The organism is Bacillus sp. FSL W7-1085 (genome assembly GCF_038595035.1).
Lineage (GTDB): Bacteria > Bacillota > Bacilli > Bacillales > Bacillaceae > Bacillus > Bacillus altitudinis.
Genome location: NZ_CP152000.1, coordinates 1,413,180 through 1,436,302, shown reverse-complemented (window position 1 = coordinate 1,436,302; position 23,123 = coordinate 1,413,180). Strand labels below are relative to the sequence as shown.

General features: G+C 41.0%; 23 protein-coding genes. 3 read left to right on the top strand and 20 right to left on the bottom strand.

Annotation, left to right across the window (positions count from 1 at the left end; translation table 11 throughout):
- Positions 1 to 72: 72 nt before the first annotated feature.
- The 11 genes from spoVE to MKY11_RS07235 form a co-directional block, all read right to left on the bottom strand.
- On the bottom strand, positions 73 to 1,173 hold the full coding sequence (spoVE, locus tag MKY11_RS07285; protein ID WP_039166797.1) for a stage V sporulation protein E: 1,101 nt from the start codon (positions 1,171 to 1,173) through the stop codon (positions 73 to 75).
- A 59-nt stretch (positions 1,174 to 1,232) separates the two neighbouring features.
- Positions 1,233 to 2,588, bottom strand: a complete 1,356-nt coding sequence (gene murD / locus MKY11_RS07280; RefSeq protein ID WP_144678839.1) for a UDP-N-acetylmuramoyl-L-alanine--D-glutamate ligase — start codon at positions 2,586 to 2,588, stop codon at positions 1,233 to 1,235.
- Positions 2,589 to 3,563 (bottom strand): phospho-N-acetylmuramoyl-pentapeptide-transferase, encoded by a 975-nt coding sequence (mraY, locus tag MKY11_RS07275; RefSeq protein ID WP_007499771.1) that lies wholly within the window; start codon positions 3,561 to 3,563, stop codon positions 2,589 to 2,591.
- Between the two features lie 136 nt (positions 3,564 to 3,699).
- Entirely contained in the window at positions 3,700 to 5,175 is a 1,476-nt protein-coding gene (locus MKY11_RS07270) for a UDP-N-acetylmuramoyl-L-alanyl-D-glutamate--2,6-diaminopimelate ligase (RefSeq protein WP_342501974.1), read from the bottom strand.
- Positions 5,176 to 5,386: 211 nt separating this feature from the next.
- Positions 5,387 to 7,306: a stage V sporulation protein D gene (locus tag MKY11_RS07265; RefSeq protein WP_342501973.1), complete on the bottom strand. Its 1,920-nt coding sequence runs from the start codon at positions 7,304 to 7,306 to the stop codon at positions 5,387 to 5,389.
- A gap of 125 nt (positions 7,307 to 7,431) precedes the next feature.
- Positions 7,432 to 9,582 (bottom strand): penicillin-binding protein, encoded by a 2,151-nt coding sequence (locus tag MKY11_RS07260; RefSeq protein ID WP_045034300.1) that lies wholly within the window; start codon positions 9,580 to 9,582, stop codon positions 7,432 to 7,434.
- A gap of 7 nt (positions 9,583 to 9,589) precedes the next feature.
- Entirely contained in the window at positions 9,590 to 9,937 is a 348-nt protein-coding gene (gene ftsL, locus MKY11_RS07255) for a cell division protein FtsL (RefSeq protein WP_058337375.1), read from the bottom strand.
- A gap of 36 nt (positions 9,938 to 9,973) precedes the next feature.
- Positions 9,974 to 10,906 (bottom strand): 16S rRNA (cytosine(1402)-N(4))-methyltransferase RsmH, encoded by a 933-nt coding sequence (gene rsmH, locus MKY11_RS07250; RefSeq protein ID WP_007499781.1) that lies wholly within the window; start codon positions 10,904 to 10,906, stop codon positions 9,974 to 9,976.
- A gap of 66 nt (positions 10,907 to 10,972) precedes the next feature.
- Positions 10,973 to 11,404 carry a division/cell wall cluster transcriptional repressor MraZ gene (mraZ, locus tag MKY11_RS07245; RefSeq protein ID WP_003211163.1) on the bottom strand — a complete coding sequence of 144 codons (432 nt, stop codon included), beginning with the start codon at positions 11,402 to 11,404 and terminating at the stop codon, positions 10,973 to 10,975.
- A gap of 128 nt (positions 11,405 to 11,532) precedes the next feature.
- Complete coding sequence (gene bshC / locus MKY11_RS07240) at positions 11,533 to 13,152, bottom strand: bacillithiol biosynthesis cysteine-adding enzyme BshC (RefSeq protein WP_342501972.1); 1,620 nt, start codon at positions 13,150 to 13,152, stop codon at positions 11,533 to 11,535.
- A gap of 65 nt (positions 13,153 to 13,217) precedes the next feature.
- A complete protein-coding gene (locus tag MKY11_RS07235) occupies positions 13,218 to 14,111 on the bottom strand; it encodes a 2-dehydropantoate 2-reductase (RefSeq protein WP_159159609.1) in 894 nt (297 codons plus the stop codon).
- A gap of 210 nt (positions 14,112 to 14,321) precedes the next feature.
- Between MKY11_RS07235 and MKY11_RS07230 the strand changes: the two genes are divergently transcribed.
- The gene (locus MKY11_RS07230) at positions 14,322 to 14,801 is read left to right on the top strand and encodes an N-acetyltransferase (RefSeq protein ID WP_007499784.1); all 480 of its coding nucleotides are present in this window, start codon (positions 14,322 to 14,324) and stop codon (positions 14,799 to 14,801) included.
- Positions 14,802 to 14,854: 53 nt separating this feature from the next.
- Here MKY11_RS07230 and gerR read toward each other — a convergent pair whose 3' ends face one another.
- The 3 genes from gerR to MKY11_RS07215 form a co-directional block, all read right to left on the bottom strand.
- Positions 14,855 to 15,394 carry a sporulation-specific transcriptional regulator GerR gene (gene gerR / locus MKY11_RS07225; protein WP_017359370.1) on the bottom strand — a complete coding sequence of 180 codons (540 nt, stop codon included), beginning with the start codon at positions 15,392 to 15,394 and terminating at the stop codon, positions 14,855 to 14,857.
- Positions 15,395 to 15,532: 138 nt separating this feature from the next.
- Positions 15,533 to 15,706, bottom strand: coding sequence for a 50S ribosomal protein L32 (rpmF, locus tag MKY11_RS07220; RefSeq protein ID WP_008354700.1), 174 nt, complete (start codon positions 15,704 to 15,706; stop codon positions 15,533 to 15,535).
- 21 nt (positions 15,707 to 15,727) lie between these two features.
- On the bottom strand, positions 15,728 to 16,246 hold the full coding sequence (locus tag MKY11_RS07215) for a DUF177 domain-containing protein (RefSeq protein WP_008345010.1): 519 nt from the start codon (positions 16,244 to 16,246) through the stop codon (positions 15,728 to 15,730).
- Positions 16,247 to 16,272: 26 nt separating this feature from the next.
- On the opposite strand from MKY11_RS07215, the gene MKY11_RS07210 reads away from it, so the two are divergent.
- Positions 16,273 to 17,700: a nucleotidyltransferase gene (locus tag MKY11_RS07210; RefSeq protein WP_342501971.1), complete on the top strand. Its 1,428-nt coding sequence runs from the start codon at positions 16,273 to 16,275 to the stop codon at positions 17,698 to 17,700.
- A 33-nt stretch (positions 17,701 to 17,733) separates the two neighbouring features.
- Here MKY11_RS07210 and MKY11_RS07205 read toward each other — a convergent pair whose 3' ends face one another.
- Entirely contained in the window at positions 17,734 to 18,762 is a 1,029-nt protein-coding gene (locus MKY11_RS07205) for a SepM family pheromone-processing serine protease (protein ID WP_017359372.1), read from the bottom strand.
- Positions 18,763 to 18,766: 4 nt separating this feature from the next.
- Entirely contained in the window at positions 18,767 to 19,546 is a 780-nt protein-coding gene (locus MKY11_RS07200; protein ID WP_017367186.1) for a patatin-like phospholipase family protein, read from the bottom strand.
- Between the two features lie 156 nt (positions 19,547 to 19,702).
- Between MKY11_RS07200 and ylbJ the strand changes: the two genes are divergently transcribed.
- Positions 19,703 to 20,911: a sporulation integral membrane protein YlbJ gene (gene ylbJ, locus MKY11_RS07195; protein ID WP_039168604.1), complete on the top strand. Its 1,209-nt coding sequence runs from the start codon at positions 19,703 to 19,705 to the stop codon at positions 20,909 to 20,911.
- 13 nt (positions 20,912 to 20,924) lie between these two features.
- On the opposite strand, the gene coaD is transcribed toward ylbJ, so the two are convergent.
- From coaD to MKY11_RS07175, 4 genes are all read right to left on the bottom strand, one after another.
- Positions 20,925 to 21,407 (bottom strand): pantetheine-phosphate adenylyltransferase, encoded by a 483-nt coding sequence (gene coaD / locus MKY11_RS07190; protein WP_007499803.1) that lies wholly within the window; start codon positions 21,405 to 21,407, stop codon positions 20,925 to 20,927.
- Between the two features lie 3 nt (positions 21,408 to 21,410).
- Entirely contained in the window at positions 21,411 to 21,968 is a 558-nt protein-coding gene (gene rsmD / locus MKY11_RS07185; protein WP_007499805.1) for a 16S rRNA (guanine(966)-N(2))-methyltransferase RsmD, read from the bottom strand.
- 312 nt (positions 21,969 to 22,280) lie between these two features.
- Positions 22,281 to 22,553, bottom strand: a complete 273-nt coding sequence (locus tag MKY11_RS07180; RefSeq protein WP_008345023.1) for a YlbG family protein — start codon at positions 22,551 to 22,553, stop codon at positions 22,281 to 22,283.
- A gap of 65 nt (positions 22,554 to 22,618) precedes the next feature.
- Positions 22,619 to 23,068 (bottom strand): YlbF family regulator, encoded by a 450-nt coding sequence (locus MKY11_RS07175; RefSeq protein WP_007499807.1) that lies wholly within the window; start codon positions 23,066 to 23,068, stop codon positions 22,619 to 22,621.
- Positions 23,069 to 23,123 lie beyond the last annotated feature (55 nt).

The window sequence follows — 23,123 nt, the reverse complement described above, 5'->3', positions numbered from 1 at the left end:
TTCACTCTTCAAATCATTTTTTCATACTTTTGCAAAATAAAAGTCTATATGGTTTCATGAACTATCAGCACATTAATATCTAGCATACCTGCTTACATTCAAAAGTACGCCAATTGCCATCAGCATTAATGTCAGTGATGAACCGCCATAACTTATGAATGGGAGTGTGATGCCCGTCACAGGGATGAGACCAGTGACAACTGCGATATTAATCATTACTTGAATGGCAACCATTGAGATGATGCCCACTGCCAAGAAACTTCCATATAAATCTGGTGCACCGAGGGCTATTCTAATGCCTCTCCACAATAGAACACTAAAGAGCAGCAAAATGAGTGATCCACCTATAAATCCAAGTTCTTCAGACAAAATAGCAAAGATAAAGTCTGTTTGAGGCTCAGGCAAATAGAAGAATTTTTGTCTACTCTGACCTAGCCCCATTCCAAACAGACCGCCTGGACCGACAGCGTATAAGGATTGAATAATTTGAAACCCGCTGCCAAGTGGATCCTCCCAAGGATTTAAATAAGATGTAATTCGTTTTATTCGATAGGGTGCTGATAAGACAAGTGCGGCAAATCCGCTAAGCCCTAAAAGACCGAGAAAGATAAAGTGAGCGATTCTCGCACCTGAAACAAATATCATAATAATACAGGTTCCAACCATAACCGTTCCTGTACCTAGGTCCGGTTGCAGCATAATGATGGCAAATGCAGAAAACACAATGCCGAGTGCTGGGGCGAAACCTTTACGAAAGGATGTGATATTCTTTTGTTTTTCAGATAAGAATTTTGCAAGAAACGCAATCATCGCAAGCTTCATAAATTCAGATGGCTGAATACTAAACGCACCGACACCAATCCAGCTTCTTGAACCATTTCTCTCCATACCGATACCAGGAATCAAGACAAGCACGAGTAGGAGAAAACACACTGCAATCAGTATCTTTGACCAAGTCCGCCACGTCCAATAATCGACCCGCATAATGAAAAACATTGCGATAACTCCGATTCCGGCAAACAAAAGCTGTCTTTTTGCAAAATAAAACGAATCATCAAATTTATACGATGCCCACACAGCACTTGCGCTGTACACCATAATTAAACCAATCGTCAATAAAAGTAACGTAATGACAACAAGCAAAAAATCCGGAGAAGTTTTCTTATTCGTCAAGAGACCGACACCCCAAGCATAATTTCATTTGGGCTGTCAGTCATATGAGAGACAAGCCCTTATTTAAGCATATGCACGGCGTTTACAAACATGTCTCCACGTTCTTCAAATGTTTTATGCTGATCCCAGCTTGCACAAGCTGGAGACAATAAAATCACGTCTTCTTCTTCAGATATGCTAAACGCCGCAGGTACTGCTTGTTCAACATTATCGACATGTTTTACGTGATGTATTCCCAGCTCTTCACCAAGCTTCACAAACTTAGGCGCAGTCTCACCAAATGTAATTATTCCTTTTACATTCTTCATAAAAGGTTTTAATTCATCAAATTCATTGCCACGATCCAGTCCACCTGCTAGTAAAATGGTCGGCTGCTTGAAGGCAGACAAAGCTTTACTTGTTGCCAGTATATTGGTCGCTTTACTGTCATTATAAAATTTTCTATTTTGAATCGTCTCCACAAATTGCAAACGATGCTTCACTCCACTAAATGTAGTAAGAACTTGCGCAATCGCTTCGTTTGAGCAGCCTGCATTTTTTACAACACAAATAGCTGCTAGAATATTTTCTTGGTTATGCTCACCAGGAAGAACAACATCCTTGAGGTCAATGACATGTTCATTCATATAGTAGATGGCACCATCTTTAATAAACGCTCCATGTGCTACCGGCTCTTTAACTGAGAAAAACACTTTTTGCGCTTTCGAATCTTCTGCTAGTTTGACAACAGATGGATCATCTAGGTTAACCACAGCTACGTCATTTTCTTGTTGATGTGCATACACTTTCTGTTTTGCTTTTTCGTATTCTTCACGCGTGTGATGATAGTCTAAATGTGCGTCAAAAATATTTAATATTAAGCTGATTTTAGGTCTGAATTCAACGGTTCCCATTAACTGAAATGATGAGAGCTCAGTTACGATCCATTCATCGCCCGCTGCACGCGCGGCAACTTCACTTGCGACCGTTCCGATATTACCTGCTACCAATGTTTTTTGACTGTCTTTTTTCAACATTTCATAAATCAAAGTGGTCGTGGTCGTTTTTCCATTTGATCCGGTAATCCCAATAAAAGGAGATGAGGTCAAATGATACGCCAATTCTATTTCAGTCCAAACTGGAATTTTTCGGCGAAGCGCCTCTTGAACCATCACATTCTCATAAGGAATTCCAGGGTTCTTAATTAAAATCGTAATTTCTTTATCGTCGAACATACGAAGAGGATGACTGCCACAAATGACATCAATCCCCTTTTCAGAAAGTAACTGAGCAGGCTCGTTTTCTTCAAAAGCTTTTTGGTCATTGACCGTCACGTTTATTCCGTGCTCGTGAAGAATTGAGGCTGCCGCATATCCGCTTTTTGCAAGGCCTAGTACTAGTACATGTTCGTCTTTTAACATTTGCATCCTATTCAATTATAACCACACCTCGATGTAAATTCCTAAAACAGCAAGCAATAAACCAGCTGTCCAGAAGGTGACAACTACTCTCCACTCAGACCAGCCAACTAACTCATAGTGGTGGTGAAGCGGGCTCATCTTAAAGATTCTTTTTCCAGTTGTTTTGAAGGAGATGACTTGAAGGATAACGGATAACGTTTCAACAACAAATACTCCTCCAATAATGACGAGTAAAATCTCAAGTTTCGTTAAAATGGCAATGGCCACTATGGCACCGCCTAAAGCAAGCGATCCCGTATCACCCATAAATACTTTTGCAGGATGCGCATTAAAGACAAGGAACCCAAGGACAGCGCCTGCTACTGCTACCGAAAAGATCGCCACATCATACTGAGATTGATTCCAAGCCAATATAGCAAAAGCTCCGAATGCAATAGCAGCTGTTCCAGATAATAAACCATCAAGTCCATCCGTAAGGTTTACCGCATTAGAACCACCGACAAGCATGAAAACGACGAGGATAAAGTATGCCCATCCTAAGTCAAAGCTGACATCTGTTCCTGGAATGCGAATAGTCGTTGCAAACTCATAATAATGGAAGACTGCATAGAAAATCACAGCAATCACAATTTGCCCGATCAGTTTTTGTTTCGATGTTAAGCCAAGATTTCGTTTCATCGCTACTTTAATATAATCATCTAAAAATCCTAATAATCCGTAGCCAAGGGTGACAAATAACAATAAAAACATTTCTGGACTAATCTCAGAGAATTTGTTAATCATCACGATCGTTGTAATTGTAATAGAAAAGATAATCATAATTCCACCCATTGTTGGGGTACCGGATTTCTTTTGGTGAGACTGAGGTCCTTCTTCTCTAATACTTTGACCAAATTTAAGTCTTCTTAAAAACGGAATAAAAATCGGGGATAAAAGAACACTGATTAAAAATCCCATTATGATTGTAAACAATATCACCTGTTCAAGCATTGTTCTTTACTCCTTCCGAATTTCCAAAGCCGTTTTCCATTAGAAAATAGCATTCATTATTATGATATTCATTCGTGTCTTTCGTATGTTGTTTTTGTACAAAATGCTTCATTTCATTACACTCTTTTCATCATTTTTAAGATTTGTTTAGATCTAAAATAGCGTCCGCTGCCACCTTGGCATCATCAAAGTCATAGACTTGATCACCAATGATTTGGTACGTCTCATGGCCTTTTCCAGCTATTAAGACTGTATCGCCCTTTTTTGCATTAGCAATGGCAAAAAAGATGGCCTGTTTCCGGTTCACAAAGCTGTGGTAATAGGCGTTTGGCACGCCATTTTCCATGTCTTTCAAAATGACTGATGGATCTTCACTTCTTGGATTATCTGATGTGAAAACAGGCTCATCTGCATATTTCACAGCGATTTGGGCCATCTGAGGGCGCTTGGTTTTATCACGGTCGCCCCCGCAGCCAACTACACAGAAAATTCTACCTTCTGTTAATTCTCTACACGTAGTCAGTACATTTTCTAAACTGTCAGGTGTGTGCGCATAATCAACGATGACTGGGAAGTCTTGATCAAAATTCACAAGTTCGAATCTTCCTTTGACTCCCTCAAGTTCTTCAATGGCACTAACGATCGTTTCAAACGTTAAGCCTGATACAATTCCTACTGATACAGCTGCTAGAATGTTATACACATTGAATTTCCCAATAAGGGCAACCGTCACGTTTTTTGTGCCGATTGGGGTGATCAAATCAAATTGTGTTCCCTTTGGTTTGATTTGAATGTTCTTTGCCATTACATCTGATTCTTGCTCTAAGCCATACGTCATAATTTCAGCAGCTGTGACTTTTTCAAAATAACTAGACGCTTCATCATCTGCATTTAAAATGGCATGCTTCGGCTTATCGTGCTGAAAGGCACTTCCGAGCTGGGAAAAGAGCAAGCTTTTCGCATGTTTATATTCTTCCATTGTGTTGTGGTAGTCCAGATGATCTTGGGTAAGATTTGTAAAGACGGCAATATCATAATCACATCCATGAACACGCCCAAGATGCAAAGCATGTGATGATACTTCCATAATGGCCGTATCTACGTCTTGATCAAGCATCTGCTTAAAGGTCTTCTGAAGCGTGACACTCTCAGGTGTTGTGTTTTTCACTTCGAGAATTTCATCGTTTACCTTCATATACATCGTACCGATTAAACCTGTTTTTTTATCGGCTTTTCTCATGATTTGCTCAATCATGTGTGTTGTAGACGTTTTCCCGTTCGTTCCTGTAATACCAATTAGATTGAGTTTATGAGTTGGCTGTTCGTAAAAAGCATCTGCCATTCTTGCAAGTGCTCTTTGAGAGTGTTTTACAATAATGACTGGTACATCTGTTATGTGAAGTGGGTGCTCTGCTACAATCGCTGCAGCCCCGCTTTTCACTGCTTTTTCAGCGTAATCATGTCCATCTACTGTATAGCCTTTTATACAGACAAAAAGACTCCCTTTTTTCACTTCTCTTGAATCCATTTCAATGGAAGTAATCTCCGGATTTTCGTTTATCAGTTCACTGTTTTCACTTTTAAAGTATGTAAGGAGTTCTTGTAATTTCATTTCATATCAAACCTCTCAAATTCGTTCACGTGCATGTCTTGTGAAAAAAACACACAGTCTATATTTTATCGTAAAAAAAAGGATACATCCAGCGTATTCCTTAAGTTTCTCTTGGAAAAAGCACACTTTATGCTCTTTTTTTTAAGCGACCCTTCTCTTTCAACAAAAAGAGGCAGCCGAATGAGTGCGGCTACCCTCTGTTCATTCTTTATTATTCATCATTTAAGTATAATCGGATCGTGGAACCTTCTTTGACCTTTGTGCCGGCAGCAGGCGATTGCTTCAACACTTTACTGCCAGTTCCTGAAGCATCAATCTTTAAATTAATCAGGAGTGATTCAAGGTCAGAAACAGATCCTCCTACAAGATTCGGTACCTCAATGGTTTTTGTGTCCAGCCATTGGTACTTCTTTTCAATTTGTCCTTTTCTTTTTTTCACGCCCATTTCAGGCAGACTGTCTCGCATAATATGGCCCACAATAGGTGCGGCTACTGTCCCACCAAATTGAATCGTGCCTTTTGGATTATCTACTGCTACATATACAACAATGCTTGGATCATCCGCAGGTGCAAACCCGATAAATGACACAATGTGGTTATTTTCCATGTACTTTCCGTCTTTTACTTTCTGTGCTGTTCCTGTTTTTCCGCCCACCCGATATCCTTCAACGAATGCATTCCGGCCAGTTCCTTGAGCGACTACACTTTCAAGGGCATACCTGATTTCTTTAGACGTCTCCGCTGAAATGACTTTCTTCTTGGCAATTGGTGATTGCTTTTTAACTACCTCTTTTGTAATTGGATCGATCCATTCTTTTGCAATATACGGCGTGTAAAGCGTTCCTCCATTTACTGCGGCTGCCACTGCAGCCACTTGTTGAATCGGCGTAACAGATACACCTTGACCAAAGGCTGTTGTTGCCTGTTCTACAGGACCAACACGATCAAGCGGGAACAAAATTCCTCTACCTTCTCCTTGAAGGTCGATTCCTGTCTTTTGACCAAAGCCGAAATTTTTAATATAAGAAAATAGTTTATCTTTTCCAAGACGGTCGCCTAGCTCGACGAAACCTGGGTTACAAGAATTTTGTACCACTTCTAGAAACGACTGTGATCCATGTCCTCCCTTTTTCCAGCATCTGAGCCTTGCGCCATCCACTGTCACAGATCCGCTGTCAAAAAAATGATCACGTTTTAAATTTACTTTATTTTCTTCCAGGGCAGCTGCCAGTGTAATGATTTTAAACGTCGATCCTGGCTCATATGTGCTCCACACCGGTAAGTTTCGGTTAAATACTTTTGAATCAACTGATTGATAGTCAGCCGGATCAAAGTCAGGTCTGCTCGACATTCCCAGCACCTCACCATTTTTCGGATTCATGGCAATGGCAATCATGCCATCTGGGTTATATTTTGCCTGGGCATTGTCTAGTTCTCGTTCGATGATGGTTTGCACTTTTGAATCAACTGTTAATTTCATATCAAGGCCATCTTTAGGCGGTGTATAATCATCTGCTTCATCTGGCATTTTCTGCCCTTTTGCATCAGAATAAAATTTCACAGAGCCTTTTTCACCTTTTAAGTCATCATCATAGTACGCTTCTAGTCCAAGTAAGCCTTGATTATCAATTCCAGCAAAACCCAATACATGAGATAAGAAACTTCCAAACGGGTAATGTCTGATGCTGTCTTCTGCTACATAGACTCCATCTAAATCAAGTTCTCTGACTTCTTTTGCTTTTTCATGAGATACTTTTCTCCCCTCTGGGGAAATTCGTTCTATAGACGTTTTCTTGGTGACATGCTTGTACGCTTTCTCCTCAGACATATTCAGTACTGCAGCTAATTTTTTGCTTGTTTCTGCTGGGTCTTTCACCTGCCGCGGCACGACTAAAATAGAGGGAGCACTTTTGTTCGTCGCAAGCTCCACCCCATTTCGATCCAAAATATCTCCTCGTTCTGGTTCAAATGGGAGGTTACGGCTCCATGAATCTTTCGCTAAACTTGTCAGCTTCTCGCCCATAATAAACTGCACATATCCTAATCTAGTATCTATGATGAAAAAAATGATCACCCCAAACAGCAGCACGAAAAGCAATCGTTTTCTCACTGTTACACTTGACACTCGCACGCCCGGTTCACTCCTTACATATGGCTTGTTTTCATCATATGCAGGCTCGTCTTTTTATAGAACGATCTCGTCCATCGCTCAAGCAAAAGAAAAAAACCTAGCAAATGATTTGCTAGGTTTTCAAGTTAATTTGGACTTTTGAAGGTCACTGTGACGACTTTATCTGAAATCTCCGCTCCACTTTTCACGCTTTGTTTGACAGCATATCCCTGTCCATTTGTTTCAATATGCACACCTGAAATAGACGCATATTGAAGAACTTCCCTTCTGGACCAGCCTGTCATATCAGGCATTTTAATGGTTTTCCCTGCTGTTTTCAAAAAGACTTTCTGGCTTTCAGAGAATTCAGAGCCCGCACTTGGCCATTGGCGTTTAATGGATAAACCGTCACCAATGACAACAGGTGATAACTTTTTGTTTTTTGCTTCTGTTTCTGCCTGTTTCACTTCTAAATCTAGGAATGACGGCATTGTTTCTTGTTTTATTTTCTGTTTGCCAGATTTTTTATCGTCTGTTTTTGTTGGTGCAATATTTAAATAGAGCAAACTATTTTTCATCACAGGGTTAAAGATTTCTGAAACAGGGGCAGAGCCCGTTTGTGTTTCAGATAGCTGAGGCTGTTGGACAGCCACATAAACGAGCAGCTTCGGATCATCTTTTGGTGCCATTCCCATAAATGAAAAGACGTAATCGTTTCTCCCTTGAAGGTAGCCGCCAGCACCGCCAATTTGTCCTGTACCCGTTTTCCCAGCGACATCAAAACCTTTGATTTGGTATGGCTGTCCTGTGCCAATTTTTGAGGAAACGACCTCACCTAAAATGTCACGGACTTGCTTCGCTGTATCAGAAGAAATTGGTTTTCCTGCTACTGTTGGTTCGTGCTGTAAAATTGTTTTGTTTGTGTTCGGGTCTGTAATATGATCGATTACATATGGCTTCATCATCGTTCCACCGTTTGCAATGGCTGTCGCCGCTTCAATTTGCTGAATTGGGGTAATCGCGGACGCCTGACCATAAGCAGTCGATGCTTTGTCATATTCGTATCTGAAATTGATTTTACTAGACGCTTCGTTCGGCAAGTCTATGCCTGTTTTGTCATAGAAATGGAATTTTTGCAAGTATTGTTCGTAGCGTGTGAAACCTAATTTTTCTTTTGCCAATTTCGCAAAAGCTACGTTTGAAGAACGTAGAACACCTTCATGAAAATCAATTTTTCCCCAGCCATTTCCGTTGTTATGGTCTCTTACAAGACCGCCGCCTACTTTATAAGTACCAGACTGATACTTGTCACTGCCTTGGTACACTCCTTCTTGGATAGCAGCAGCAAGTGTAAAAATTTTCATCGTTGAACCTGGTTCAAATGCGTAAGAAATGACATCGTTGTTATAATTCGTAATGTCGAGTTCATTTAAATTAAAGCTTGGCCGTTGTCCCATTGCAAGAACTCTTCCAGTTTTCGGATCAACGACTGTCGCAATGATTTTCTTCGGCTTATATTTTTTAGCGACCTGCGTCATACTTTCTTCAAGAAATGCTTGAATTTTTTGATCGATGGTCAGTGTGACGTTTTTCCCATCTTTCGGGGCAACGATGTCTTCTTTACTATTCGGAAGTGCCCATCCGCTTCTGTCGCTGTTATACGTTACATAGCCATCTTTTTCTTTTAAATATTTATTCAGAGCCTTTTCTAGACCCATTGCGCCTGACATGTCCTTGGTGGCTTCATCTAATCTAGCATAACCGATTAAGTTCGAAGCAAACATGCCGTTTGGATAATACCTCTTTGTATCTTTTTCAAAGGCGATCCCAGGAAGTTTTAGCTTTTCAATTTTTTCCTTAGTTGAAAAACTAATATCCTTTCCGGCTTTACCAAACTCGACTTGGAATGCATCTTTTGTATTCAGACGCTTTAAAATTTCACTCTCACTCATATCAATGACTTTTGACAGCTCTTTTGCTGTCTTTTCTTTGTCAACGACATGCATCGGATGCTTTGGATCGACCGTCATTTTCTTGCTCATGATCGCAATCAGTTTATACACAGATGTATCTTCCGCAATCACATTTCCGTTTCTGTCTAAAATGGACCCTCTTTTGGCTTCAAGTGTTTTTTTCGATTGATATTGTTCATTGGCTTTTGCAGCTAACACTTGTCCATCGACGGTTCCCGTAATCTGAATATAAATAAAACGTGCAAGGATGATAAAGAAAAACAGGGCGAAGCAAATACTCGCAATTGCCGCGCCTCTGTTCATCATTTTATTCTTTTTAGGCATCGCCATGTTAATCGACCTTCTTAACATCTTTCGACATGCTTAAGCCTGCTTTTTTAGCGGCTTCAATGATTCTCTCTGGTTCACTTAGTAAATCTTTTTGCTTTTGCAGTTCAGTGATCTTTTTCGATTCTAAAGTCACTTGCTGTTCTAGTTTCTGCACTTCGATATTTGCGTGATAAACAGCAAAGGCTTTCGAAATGATGAGGATCGAGCTGCACATGAGAGCCATGACAAACATGACAAGTAAGATTTTTTCACCAAGTGTAATAGAACCTCTTCTTCTAATCACAACCGATTGACCTTGTTGCTCGGTTTGATGTTGCTTTACTTCTCTTTGGTAAGCCAAATTACTCATAAGAAACCTCCTTTTTATCATCATCTATGGTGTCGTTTACTTTTTTTCTGCAATTCGGAGCTTCGCTGAACGGGCACGGTTGTTATATTCCAGCTCTTGTTCTGATGCAACGATTGGTTTTCTCGTGATCAGCTTCAGTTTTGGTTCAAGTCCTTCTGGAATCACTGGCAGTCCGTGCGGAAGTTCTGGAAGAGAAGACATTTCTTTAAATGTACTTTTACATATCCGATCTTCAAGTGAATGGAATGTAATGACAGAAATTCTCCCCTTCGGATTGAGTAACTCTATTGCTTGTTCTAGTGCTTCTTCAAATACTTTCAATTCATCATTTACGGCAATTCGGATCGCTTGAAATACTCTTTTCGCTGGATGTCCGCCCTTTCGTCTTGCAGGTGCGGGAATTCCTTCTTTAATAATGTCGACAAGCTCTCCTGTTGTTTCAATTGGCGCTTTTTTTCTGGCTTCTTCAATTTTGCGTGCGATTTGCTTGCTGAACTTTTCTTCCCCATATTTGTAGAAAATCCGAACTAGATCTTCAAATGGCCATTCATTCACTACTTGTTTTGCCGACAAAGCAGCGGTTTGATCCATTCGCATGTCAAGAGGTGCATCATGGTGATAACTAAAGCCTCTCTCTGGTGTGTCAAGCTGAGGTGATGAAACCCCAAGATCAAAAATAACACCGTCTACGCTTGTAATTCCTTGTTCATTCAGACGTTCTTTTAAATATCGGAAGTTGCTTTTTATGAAAAGAATGTTCGCTTTAACATGTGCGAGCTTCTCTCGTGCATGATCCAGTGCAGCATCGTCTTGGTCAAACCCAATTAATGTACCTTTTTCTGATAATTGAGATAGTAAATATGAGCTATGACCTGCGCCGCCTAGCGTGCAGTCCACATATGTACCGTCTTCTTTGACGTTTAAACCGTCAACTGTTTCTTTTAATAATACTGTCTCATGTTGAAACATGATGATATGGTCCCACCTTTTTCAAATAGAAATGAATGTGTAGAAAGCTTGCTGCACAAGGGATTATTATATATCAAATCCAATCATGTTTTCAGCAATTTCAGCAAAAGAATCTTCTTGCTCTTCTGTATATTGTTCCCAGATCGACTTACTCCACAACTCAATTCGATTTGAAACGCCGATGACCACACATTCTTTTTCGAGTTTTGCATATTGGAGTAGGTTGGATGCGATGTTAATGCGCCCCTGCTTGTCCAGATCACATTCAACTGCGCCGGAGAAGAAGAACCGGGTAAACGCACGTGCATCTTTTTTCGTTAGCGGCAGTGCTTTGAGTTTCTCTTCAATTAGTTTCCACTCACTCATAGGGTAGCCAAATAAACATTGATCAAGCCCTCTCGTCAGCACAAACTGTTCTCCGAGACCGTCTCTAAATTTAGCAGGGATGATCATGCGCCCTTTTGTATCAATCGTATGTTGGTATTCACCCATGAACATGATCATCAGAGCCCCACTTTCTCACCTATACTCTCCACTATCCACCACTTCTCTCCACAAAACTTATTTTACACTGTTTCTACATAAAAAAAAACCCTGAACTAGTCAGGGTTCATTAAAACTTTATTTCAAAGTTTGACAATTTGTTGCTTGTTTTGAAATGAAAATGGCAGATTTTTGAACGTTTTGAAGAATTCTGGACCATATTTGTTTAAAAAGTACATGATATTCCAAATTCTTTCTTGTGGTGCTTCGAGTGGTTTTAAACTATTTTCAATCCGTTCAAAATCTCGAAGGATGTATCCTTCCTTCTCTTCCACACGCTTTGCAACCTTTTGATAAACAAATTGAAGCTGGTCTTCTATAAATTTGGCATTTTTATCTAATAGCTGTTCAAAGCTTGGTTCGATCTCTAGCGCTTCTTGTCTCATGGCCTCGTGAACATTCGCTAATTCACGTTTGGCATGTTGAACCGATTGAACGAAGCTGTCTGGAAGACTTTGCTGAAAGTGCGCATCCTTCTTTTCTTTCACGCCTTTTGTCAGCACTTCTTCAACCGACAATTCTCTTATCGGCAGCTTCTTATCAATATGCCTTTCAAGAATGGTGACGTGCAATCTTGGAAGAACGGGTGCCATTTTGACATCGAAGTACTCGAAGATGCCTTTCAGCTCACCCCAATAGTTCACTTCACCGTGTCCAGCCATAAAAGCAAGCGTTGGAAGAAGGGTTTCCTGCATCAAGGGACGGGTCACCACATTATTGCTAAACCGCTCTGGGTGCTCCTCGACTTCCTGCAAAAGCTCATCTTTTGTCCAAGTAAGCCCCACTTCAGATATAGAAAATTGGCCATTCTCTTGTTCAATGAGGAAACGCTCATCATCATATTCGTAAAACAAGTTGGCTTGATGGTCACCAGCTTCAATAATCGGCTGATACCCCGCTTGTTCCATGGCAGCCTGCGTGTTATTTAAGTGAGCCACGATCGCATCACTCGACTCCACAATTTGCTTGAATAACGTACGTTCAAGTGGCTTCACGCCGAAGTCTCCTGAATTCAATAACAGCAGTCCATCTTCTTCAAATAGATCGTAAACAATCCACTCAAAGAAATCAGTAAACGTTTCTGATTTGCGTAAACATCGAAGAAGCTGATCAAACAAGTCATTTGTGTAAGCAGATTCCTCATAGGTTGAAAATACATCACGAAGCCATCTCTCTGTTTTCTCTTGGTGGAGAGGTGTTCTTTTCGCAGCTGTTTTTTTCACATGATGTAATGGAAGCTTTTGTTTGACTGGGCCTTTTTCGCCAGACGTGTACACAAAGTTAATTTCGTCTACGTCGTGATCTTCACCCGCTACCCAAAAGACCGGAATAACAGGAACCCCAAGCTCTGATTCTTTTTCTTTGGCAAACTGAATAATGGAAATGATTTTATGTATGGTATAAAGCGGACCTGTTAAGAGACCTGCCTGCTGTCCTCCAACCACCATGACGCTCCGTTCATCACGGATCTTCTCAATATTCTCACGCATCGCAGCCGAATCAAATTTTGCATGGTATGCGCTCATATAATCCGCTAAAGCCTCGCGCGGGAAGCTCCTTTCCATGAGATCGTCGTATCTCTTTTTCCATGTGTGCTCAGAATGTATATCATAATCAAAAAAAGCAGTCATCTCTTTTTTTTCTTCTATATAATCACGTATGAATAAATTCTGACTTCGGATGGAAAGTTCAGTCAATTGCATGTTTAGAACTTCCTTTCTTCAATAAATAGTTAGTTTCCCGAAAAAAGTATAGCATGTAAATGAGCTCACTCAAAAGATTTTGTTTGCTTTTTTTCCAATACTTCCAAGCTTCTATTCAAGAAAGTGAGGAATGGCGGCGTCATCCCTTGACCTTGAGCTTTTTTTAAAAGGTAGCCAATGATTGCTTTTCTTTCAGTTTGGCGGCCTTTGACGATATCTTGCAGCATCGACGATTGATTGGCAGCCGTTTGATGGCAAATTGATTTCACATGAGCCCATAGACGATCTTTCTCAAGCAACCCTAGAATGGAAACCGCTTCTTCAAATGCACATGTCATCATATGTTCATATGACGGGTTCGATACCAATTCCCCATTATTCACATGTAATAAAGCCGTCAACGGATTAATACACACATTGACGAGCAGTTTTTCCTCCAGTACTTTCTTCCATTCATCTGTATAAACCATTTGAAAATCGACCGTTGATAGTTCACTACCCATAGGTTCTTTTTCCTCATGCAGAAATGCTCCCCACTTGATGACACCAATTCCTGTATGGTTTACTGCGCGATCAGACACCTTCATTGCGCCATGCTCTACTACACCAATATATAACTGATGTGCCGTTTTCCAGTTCTTTAAATCGACGAGGTGGGCCATTCCGTTCTGCAAAAATAAGATCCGATGACGAGGCAGTCCCGATAATTCCCCTAGAACATCTTGCAGATGATGATACTTCACTGTCACAATCAGCAAATCAAATATTCCTTTGACTCCCGTATCGGCCCCAACAGCTGATTGAATGGTTTCCCCTCTTACCATTCGTTCGATGCCTAATGCTCGAATTTCTTCTGCCTGCTGTTTTCTTCTTGTAAAGACGGTGATGTCATGATGCTCTGATAAATAACTGGCACAAAGCAGACCAATCGCACCACCGCCAATGATTCCAATTTTCAATTGCCGCACTTCCCTTTTTCTGTTTACTTCATGTTATCAACTATTTTACCAGTTTCGTGCTACGATGCAAAAAGCAGATAACGCGCTATGATTGAATTTTTTTAATTAAAAAACTATAATAATAAGTGTAAAAACTTTTTTAGGCGGATGGGATGAAAACGCCTTCAATGACATCACTGTCGACATTATGTGTGTAAGGGGGAAGATCACATGACACAAGTAAAACGTCTTCTGATTAACTACAAAACATTAGAGGAATTTAAACAATTTAAGGAATATGGCATACAAGAACTTTCTATGCTTGAAGACCTAGAAAGTAATATGATTGAAAATGACAGCAACTCTCCATTTTATGGGATTTACTTTGGAGATAAGCTTGTGGCACGTATGAGCCTCTATCAAGTAGATGGCTCGACGACGACGTATTTTGACCATAATCATGATTATCTAGAGCTGTGGAAGCTAGAAGTGTTGCCAGGATATCAGCGTAAAGGTTACGGCGAAGCACTTGTTGATTTCGCAAAATCTTTTGGCCTTCCAATTCGAACGAATCCACGCGTCAAATCTGCCGGTTTTTGGGATAAAATGGGCTTTGAAGCGGTGAAATATGATATGGAACGCGATAAAGGAGAAAACCCACTCATTTGGGAGCCTGCACATATTCAAAAGAACACAGGTGAGTCCGCTTAATCATTTTAATCATTAAGAAAACGCCCCTCTTTCCATCTGTGAGGGGCGTTTTCTTATTTTGCGTAATCTTTTAAGCTGATATTCTGTTTGACTCTTTCAACAATACCAATAAGTGCCCGGTAATCTTCTTCTGTCATTTTTAATTGACGTTTCAGCTGTTCATTTTCTTCGGTGAGTGATTTTAATTGATGCTGTGCATCTTTAAGCTCCTCCCGTAAATAAGCTGGACCAGATGGTTCTTTCTCAAGCTGCTCTAGAAACCGAATTACTTCTCGAAGCGTCAGTTCAGTCTGATCAGAAGATGCCTTCTCTTCTATAGTGAACGCATGCTGCGGTAAACCCGAAGAATGGATACCAATTTTTTTACGCAGTTCTTTTCGCTGTTTTTTGGCAAGCTCAATGCCTGCCTGGTACTGCTTTCTGACGTAAGAATTCCACCTGAATCCACATGCTGCTGCTGTTCTTGACAATGCTTTTCCAACCTCTTCAAATGCTGAAAGCTGGGTACCTCCATCTCGGATATGCCTTAAAACAACTTCTGCTAAAAGTAAATCTTCATCTTGTGTCCATGCGTCCTGCCGTGTAATCGTCAACTCATCATCCCCCCTGAATCTGAATACCACATCATATGCGCTTACTAGAGTAGATAGACTATTTGCAGGAGAGAAACCTAAAAAATAGATCAATAAAAAAACGCAAGGGAAGATTCCCTCACGTTTTTTTATCAAGCATTAGTTGCTTTTTACGTCTTTGCCTTTGTATGTTCCGCAAGATTTGCAGACACGATGAGAAATTTTCATTTCACCGCATTCTGGGCAAGCTACCATACCAGGTACTTGTAGTTTGAAATGCGTACGACGCAATCTTTTTTTCATTTTAGAAGTTCTTCTAAAAGGTACAGCCATTATTCCCACCTCCTTAAAGAGTTAAGATTCATTATTTTCTTCTAAGAGCTTTTTCAAGCCTTCTAGACGAGGATCAATTCGGTTTTGATGTGCATCTTCCGAAATGACCGCCCAGTCATTCCCTTCCTGTGGTGCAGCACCTTTTACGTCAGCTTGGTCGCAAAAGATTTGCATGGGCACTTCAAGAAGAATTTCTTCCTTGACTATAGGCGTTAAGTCGATGATATCGTCTTCTACAACAGATACGTCTTCATCTTCTATGTCGTCTGTCTTATGAAGTACAAATAGTTCTTTTGTTGAAATCGCAAATGGATAATTTACATCAACAAGCGTTCTTGAACAAGGCAATGTCATTTCACCTGTGATGGTTAAATCAAATGCGACTTGCTTTGATTCGATCACTCCAGTCCCTTTCACCTCTACTGGTGAAATGCGACGTATATCTGAATGAAGGCTAGTAAGTTCATTTAAGTCAACCGTCTCATGAAAATCGAAGCTGTTTTTAGCTTTTTGATGTAACTGATAAACTGTCCATTTCAATTGTATCACCTCTAAGAGCAACAAACATGATTATAGCTTTCATCATGCTATTTGTCAATATTTTTTCTTTACAGTCCTTCATGATGTCAAAGGGCTGTTTGACATCAGTTCTCGGAATGCCTACACTGAAAAAAATGGTCTTCATTTTTCCCTTATGCTACTGTAGCACAGACCATTTAACCATAGCAAGAAAGGCGGAACATCTATTGAAAGCAGTGGGAGTCGTTGTCGAGTACAATCCATTTCATTATGGGCATGCCTATCATGTGAATCAGGCGAAAAAACAAACCTCCTCAGATGTTGCCATTGCCGTCATGAGCGGTTCTTTCCTCCAGCGCGGGGAGCCTGCCATCGTCTCAAAATGGGCACGTACAAAAATGGCACTGCAAAACGGCGTAGACATTGTGTGTGAGCTTCCATACATATATGCCGTACAAAAGGCAGAAACCTTCGCCAATGGCGCTGTGTCCATCCTCGATGCATTAAAATGCCATTCTCTTTTTTTCGGCAGTGAAGATGGAGAGATCAACGCATTTGAGCGCACAGCACACGCTTGGCATGAAAAAAAGGCAGAGATTGATCTTTTAACAAAAGAAAAGGTGAAAGAAGGTCTTAGTTATCCCGCAGCAGCAGCAGGTGCGTTTCAAGAGGCCATTCATTCTGAACACTTACTGGATTTGTCCAAACCAAATAACATTTTAGGCTTTCATTATGTTAAAGCCATCTTAGAGAGAGCTCCTCACATGCAGCCTTTTACGTCTCAAAGAATTGCATCTGATTATCATGATGAAGAACTGCCTGACACCCAAAAAATCGCAAGCGCCACAAGTATCCGAAAAGCTTTAAAAGAACAGAGCTCATTTCAAGCAGTCAAGCCCTACCTCCCAGACGCTACTTTAAAGCAATTACACGACTATCATTCTTCATATGGTCTTTTACATACGCAAGAAGCCTATTTTCGCTTTCTGAAACACGTTTTTCATACAATGGATACGAGTGAACTAGAGGGCATCTATGAAATTGAAGAAGGCATTGAACACCGCATGCAAAAAGCCATGACACATGCATCTTCCTACGAGGAGTATCTATCACTTGTCAAAACAAAACGATATACGTGGACAAGGTTACAGCGGATGAATACGCATCTATTAATGAACGTGAAGAAAAAGACGATGCACGAGCTGCTTGAAGAGAAAAAAGCGCCCTATATTCGTTTACTTGGAATGACAAGGAAAGGACAACAGTACTTGTCTCTTGTAAAAAAAGAGTTGGATGTACCACTTGTGAGTAAACTGTCTTCCTTTTCACATCCCGCCCTTGATCTTGATATTCGCGCTTCAAGGGTGTTTAGCCTTCCCATCTCTGAACCCATGCAAACAGAGTTAACAAAAGCAGAGTTTAAAACATCACCGATTCGATATGATGAAGAGAGCGGACTCTTTTCACCTCGATAGAAAAAAGCAGCCTGATTTGCAGGCTGCTCTTTTTTATGATGCTTTCTCTTTTAATTTGTTTAAATAGTTTAGTGCGTCCTGCATGGTATCCACAGGAACGATTTTCATATCACTTTTAATATCTTTTGCTGTTTTGACTGCATTTTTGTAGTCAGAGTTTGGGTCACCTTTATCATTCGGTGCAAAGAAGATGTCTTTCCCTGCTTTGTCTGCTGCAACAACCTTTTGATCAATTCCGCCAATCGGTCCGACTGTACCATCTGCATCAATCGTTCCAGTTCCTGCGATCGCATAGCCATGTGTTTCATCTTCTTTTGTCAGCTGATTGTAAATTTCAAGTGACATCATTAAACCAGCCGATGGACCGCCGATGTTTTCAATATCCACTTTCACAGAAGGAGACACTTTCACATGACGGTCTGTAAATAGTGATACGCCAATTCCCACTCGTTTTGGCTCTTCTTTAAATGGTTTTAACGTCACGTTCTGCGTAATTTCTTTGCCATTACGTTCAAGTACAAAACGGACAGTCGTGCCTGCTTTTTTACTGCTGATATACGAAACCATTTTATCTGCTGACTCATATGTATGGCCGTCGACGCTTTTGATCTTATCGCCAACTTCAATCTTCCCATATGCAGGCATTCCTTTCATCACATAGCTCGCATATACCCCATTAAACGTATAATCTACTTTTTTTCCCGCTTTTGTATAAGCGGCAATCATTGCATTTTCTTGAGAACTTTTCATGAGCTGCAGCTGCCGTTTCATATAATCCTCATCAGACTCTCCGTCCGCTTTAATATTTTCTTCTGGAACGATTTCGTCATACTTGTTCATTTTTGCAAGCAAATACGTATATGGATTGGCTGGACCTACTTTAATGGTCATAAGAGAAAAGCTGCCCTTCTCGCCATATCCTCCGTCTACTTGAATGTGTGGCGCAATTTCTGTGGCATCACCTGGCTTTGTGACGTAATAGGGCAGTTTCACAAAAGTTAAGCCAAATAAGACTAGAACAACAGCAAAAAAGCTGAGCCAGCGAATATTTAATTTTTTCATTCGATTAACACTCCCATTTATCAATGACATCTTTCAGTTTTCCTTTTAGTTGGTCGGCGGCGAGTTCACCTGCTTCAATCATTTCTTGAACCTGTGTAAACGCACTAGAGCTAAAGGTCTCGAGCTTCGGCCGAATCATGAGATCTGCATGAATGGTTTGGTGACGAACCAATTCATTTTGAAGGATGTCCAAACTTTGCATAATGACATCCGATAATCTCGTTGCCTTTTCTGTTTTTTTCACCCTTGATACATCAGAGGCGATAATGAGATCTGCCCCCATTTCTTTGAGAACAGAAACAGGAATGCGGTCCACTACCGCTCCATCCACCAATTGCCTGCCGCCTATTTCATGCGGAACAAACACACCCGGAATGCTAATGCTTGCCCTGACTGCTTGTGAGACAGACCCTTCTTTGAACACAACCTTCTCCCCTGTCTGAAGGTCACAGGCGACAATCGCAAGAGGCACGCGCATTTCTTCAATATTCTTCCCATATGTAAACGTGTGAATCAGCTGCAAAATTCGATTTCCTTTTAACAGACCGATTTTTGGCAGTGTATAGTCAGCATAATACTTTCTTCTGAAGACAAGTGCAAGTTTTTTCATTTTTTCTACGTCTTGTCCTGCTGCATAAAAGCTCCCCACAAGAGCACCAATACTGCTTCCTGCGATCATATCCACCTGAATTCCTTGTTTCTCAAGACTAGATAAAACCCCGATATGCGCCATCCCTCTGGCACCCCCGGAGCCCAGCGCAAGCCCGATAATCGGTCGTTTCATGAATCCACCCTCCTCTTTCTATGCATATATACGAATCTATAGGTCTAAACATGCCCCTTCTCATCGTATAGTAATAGAAGACAGGCTCGGCTAGCATCTCTTTTTCTTTAATCACGAGCTCGCCAATAGATTATAACGGCAAGGGGCGACATCTCCATGAAAAAATGGAACACTCTGTTCATCGCTGCTTTTTTTATCTTTTTAACAGCCACTGTGATTACACATCCACAAGCCTCTTTGCAAGCATCGAAAAATGGACTTGCAATGTGGTGGGAAGTGGTTTTTCCATCGCTACTACCTTTTTTTATTTTGTCCGAGCTATTAATCAGTTTCGGGATTGTCAGATTTGTCGGCGTATTATTAGAGCCATTTATGCGGCCTATCTTTCGGGTGCCTGGTGTCGGCGGATTTGTACTAGCGATGGGAATGGCCTCTGGTTTTCCTTCTGGCGCTAAATTGACGACAAGACTTCGGCAGGAAGGACAGCTGACGAGAATTGAAGCAGAACGCCTTGTGTCATTTACCAATTCTTCAAACCCTTTGTTCATTTTTGGAGCAGTGGCTGTAGGATTTTTTCATCACCCAGCTTTAGGCATTGTGTTAGCCTGTGCACATTATTTAGGAAATCTCGCGGTTGGGGTGACGATGCGCGGATATAAAGCACGTCATGATGCGCACCTCAGAAGCCGAAAAGGATTTTTATTGCCTCCAATTCGAGAAGCATTCAGCGCTCTTCATACGGCAAGACTTGCAGAGAAAAGACCACTTGGCCAAATATTAAGTGACGCTGTCATGTCATCTGTTCAAACGCTCTTTATGATTGGCGGCTTTATTATTTTATTTTCTGTCTTTAGTCAAATGCTCGCTGTCGTTCATGTGACAGATCTTCTCTCTATCGGGATCGGCTCTATACTGAAAACGATGCACCTTCCGCCGGAATTAGATCTAGCCATGATTGCGGGTCTATTTGAAATCACATTAGGAAGTCAGCTCACAGGATCACAAGAGGTTTCCCTGCTCGCTAAAACAATTGTGGTCAGCTTTATTTTAGGATTTAGCGGATTCTCCGTTCAAGCTCAGGTAGCTGGGATTTTGGCAGCAACCGATATACGCTTTAAACCGTTTTTCTTCGCCCGTTTGCTTCACGGTATTTACGCAGCCGTCTTTGCCTTTTTGTTATTCAAACCCCTTTATGTCTCTAAAGCAGATATGGCGCTTCCAGCAGGGGCATTTGAAACAAGCGAGCAAGTCGTGATGTTTAGCAGCGTGTTATGGAATCAGCTTGTATCTGCTGGTCCTCTCATCACCTTGTTCAGTCTGATCGTGTATATTGCGCTCTATTATCAGAAATTAAAAAATGGATGAGTGCACAATGCACTCATCCATTAAATTTTTCTTTCAGCGCAGCTTCGACCTCTTGCGGTACAAGCTCTTTGACTGATCCATGATATTTCGCTACTTCTTTAACAATGCTTGAACTTAAGAAGGAGTATTGATTATTCGTCATCATAAAGAACGTTTCAATGTCATCATTCAACACTTTGTTCATTGATGTCCCTTGCATCTCGTATTCAAAGTCCGTCACCGCTCTAAGTCCGCGCAAAATGACTTTCGCCTCTTTTTGTTTCGCATAATCAACGAGCAGTCCATGAAAGGATTCCACTTTGATATTTGGTAGCTCCTTTGTTGCTTGACGAATGAGTTCACATCGCTCTTCAACAGTAAACAACGGCTTTTTTGACGAGTTATTGAGGACGCACACATATACTTCATCAAAAATCTTTGCCCCTCTTTTGATAATATCCAAATGGCCCAATGTGACTGGATCGAAGCTACCCGGACAAACGGCTATATTCCCCATGCTTTAATTTCCCCGCTTTCTATAGATCGTAATGCCAGTCATTCCGTACATTTCCTGCCTTGAGATATGCAGCTGTCCTGCTTCCTCTGGCAGTGTCACATCTTTATCATGCTCACACACAATGACGCCATCATCTGCTAATAAGGAATGCTCATCAATCGTATCAAGAAGTGCTTTCAACTTTTGATCTTTATACGGCGGATCAAGGAAGATGGCTTGAAAAGATTCTTCTCGCTTCACTACAGCGGCGAGTGCACGGTTTGCATCATTTCGAAACACTTCACTTTGATCCATCAGCGACAATTGATTCAAGTTGCCTTTAATCGTCTGAATCGCCTTCATATCTCGATCCACAAATATACAATGATCGAATCCTCTAGAAAGCGCTTCAATTCCTAAACCACCACTTCCAGCAAATAAATCAAGGGCCCATCCCCCATCAAAATACGGTCCAATCATATTAAAAATGGATTCTTTTACTTTATCTGTTGTTGGTCTTGTTGATTGGCCGGGTACGGCTTTCAGCGTGCGGCCTTTTTTTGTTCCAGAAATCACTCTCATTTTTCCACCACTTTTTCTGCTTGCATCTATTGAATATTGTTTGATGACAAAAAATTCAACATTATCTTACCATATCCACTCCACATGGGACAATGCACTGAATTCCATTCATTTTCTATGTATAGATCACAAAAGAGAGGGTCATACTACTGTTAACAGCATCTGATGTGGTGCTGTTGCCAACCGCGGAGAAGACTTACGTTTCCCCATAAGTTCTTCCTCCGGTTTCTCCTCTCCCTTTGCCTTCTCCTTAATGAATCATTAAGAATAGAAGGACCCCGCGGGTGATGCCGCGGGGATTTTTTTGTGTCTTTAAAAGCCCACCTTATAGTCATACTCTTTTGCTTTGTCCAATTTCGATTCGTACTCTAATTTAATAAAAGGTTTATAGGAAGGCTCAACACGTTTTACAAATGGCAATGAACTGAGCTTTGCCATGTGGCGCTCAAGATCATTCATATCACAATAAATCACTGCATATTTCATTTTCCTTGAAATATAGTGAACATTCCCAAATTTCCTTAGCGCTTTTGACTGCTTTAACGAATGCAGCCAAACGACCATCCCTTGACGTTTGGTATCCATCTTTTCACCTGCCGCTTTTCAATTCTTTCCGTTCATTATGTAAAAGACGAGACGTTCAAGTCTCGTCAAGATACTTTACAGCCACAGCTGCCTCCTGATCCACAGCCACCGCCGCATGATGATAGACCATCAAAATATGGGTTCCCTGTTGGAACTTTAATATATGCTGATACAGCTTGACCGATTTCAATACTAATCTCATCTAAGATGGATTGAATCGCTGTTTCTGCTTTTTTGAAATCAACCACTGTATCGTGAAGATCTAGCTTTCTTTTGACCTCACGCATTTCTTTTGAGATCGTTCTATAGTCCGGATGGTATTTGCCGAACCGCTGCACATCTTCATATTGCTCTTTTACTTTTGTAAAATGGGCAATAATTTGTTGGGCTTCTTCGTCTTGCTGGAGACGCTTAAAGCAGTTGCGGTAATGTTCAGCCTCCTCCGACTGAAGAATCATGGCAGCCAATTGATTTGCTTCCTCTTGGAGCTCCACAGATTCGATTGTCGCATACATAAATGTTGCACCTCCAATTCATAGTTTACCACGAAACCTATGGATCAGAAAATGC